We start from the raw sequence: 1,458 nt of genomic DNA, 5'->3' as shown, positions 1-1,458 counted from the left end.
CTCCACTCGGTCTGGGAATCGTAAAGGCGTTCGTGCATGGCCCAGTAGGCGTCCTGATCCCCGGCACAGCGTGCTGCCTGGGCGGCTGGCATGGCGTTCTGATGCTGCTGTAATGGCAGATCAAAGTAGACAAAGCGAACCTTGCCCTCAGCCACATACTCTTCCTTCAACTGCTTGCTGGCAGAGGCAAAGTTGCCGCAGGCGGGGCATTGATAGTCGGCAAACTCACGCACCACGACCGGTGCGTCGTCGGGACCCACGGAGACACCGAACTGGTCCAACTGGGCGGGGAAGTCCTCGGCATTCGGAGCGGCCACAGGCAGCCCGTCAGACGTGGGTTTTGGTGGAGCGGTCAGGAAAAATACGCCAAGAAGCACTGCCGCAAGCGCAAGCAGTCCGATACCCGCATACAAAAGCTTGTTTGATTTTCCTTTTTGGGGCGGCGGCGCACCGGTTTCCTTGCGACGTTTTGCTTCACCCATGGAGGGACTCCTTATTGTGTTTCTGGTTTCCGGAATTAATTAGCTCGCGACCGTTTTCAGATCGAGCGTGGCACGCTAAGATCCTTTATATCCTACAAAAGTTCCAACAAAAATTAAGGAAAACTCATGCCACTGCCCGCTTCGCTGCAAGATACGCTCGCCCTACCCCTCGTCGCTGCGCCCATGTTCCTGATCTCTGGGCCTGAGCTCGCGCTGGCCTGCTGCAAGCAGGGCATCGTTGGCAGTTTCCCGGCTTTGAACCAACGCACCAGCGAAGGCTTTGAAGACTGGCTGATCCAAATGAATGACGAGCTTGCCGCGTTCCGAAGCGCCAATCCGGAAGCAAAAACGGCGCCCTACGCCGTGAACCTGATCGTGCACCGGACCAATCCGCGCTGGCAGGCAGACCTGGAACTGTGTGTTAAACACAAGGTGCCCATTATCATCACCTCCCTGGGCGCCGCCAGCCAGGTGGTGGAGGCGGTGCACAGCTACGGCGGGGTGGTGTTCCATGACGTGACCAACCAGAAGCATGCCCGCAAGGCGGCCGAAGCCGGTGTGGACGGCATTATTGCCGTGGCAGCGGGTGCCGGTGGCCATGCGGGCACGATCAACCCGTTCGTTCTGGTGCATGAAATCCGGGAAGTCTTTGGCGGCACGATTTTGCTGGCCGGGGGGCTATCCCATGGTGAGGATCTGCTGGCGGCCCAGGCCCTCGGTGCGGACCTGGCCTACCTGGGTACCCGTTTTATAAACACGTTCGAGTCCCAGGCCGATGAGGCCTACCGGAACATGATCATTGAGGCAGTGTCTGGCGACATTATCCATACACCGGCGGTATCCGGTGTACCCGCCAGCTTTATGCGCCAGAGTCTGGAAGCGGCCGGCTTCCCCATGGACAAACTGAACCAGGCCGGCGAGATCAACTACGGGGAAAAGCTGAAGCCCATTGATGATGAAGCCAAGGCCTGGAAAA

Annotated in this window: 2 protein-coding genes; one reads left to right on the top strand and one right to left on the bottom strand. The window is 58.6% G+C overall.

Features of this window, described 5'->3' with window-relative positions:
- Positions 1 to 482 (bottom strand): DsbA family protein (locus B2W52_RS18860; RefSeq protein WP_286803897.1); only part of this gene is annotated, 482 nt, incomplete at its 3' end.
- Positions 483 to 608: 126 nt separating this feature from the next.
- Here B2W52_RS18860 and B2W52_RS18855 point away from each other — a divergent pair.
- Positions 609 to 1,458: NAD(P)H-dependent flavin oxidoreductase (locus B2W52_RS18855; RefSeq protein WP_286803896.1), on the top strand; the 850-nt coding region annotated here is incomplete at its 3' end.

It is taken from the genome of Marinobacter sp. UBA2498, assembly GCF_002341575.1.
In the GTDB taxonomy this organism is placed as follows: domain Bacteria; phylum Pseudomonadota; class Gammaproteobacteria; order Pseudomonadales; family Oleiphilaceae; genus Marinobacter; species Marinobacter manganoxydans.
The sequence above is the reverse complement of the archived record's forward strand: the minus strand, read 5'-3'. Positions and strand labels throughout refer to the sequence as shown.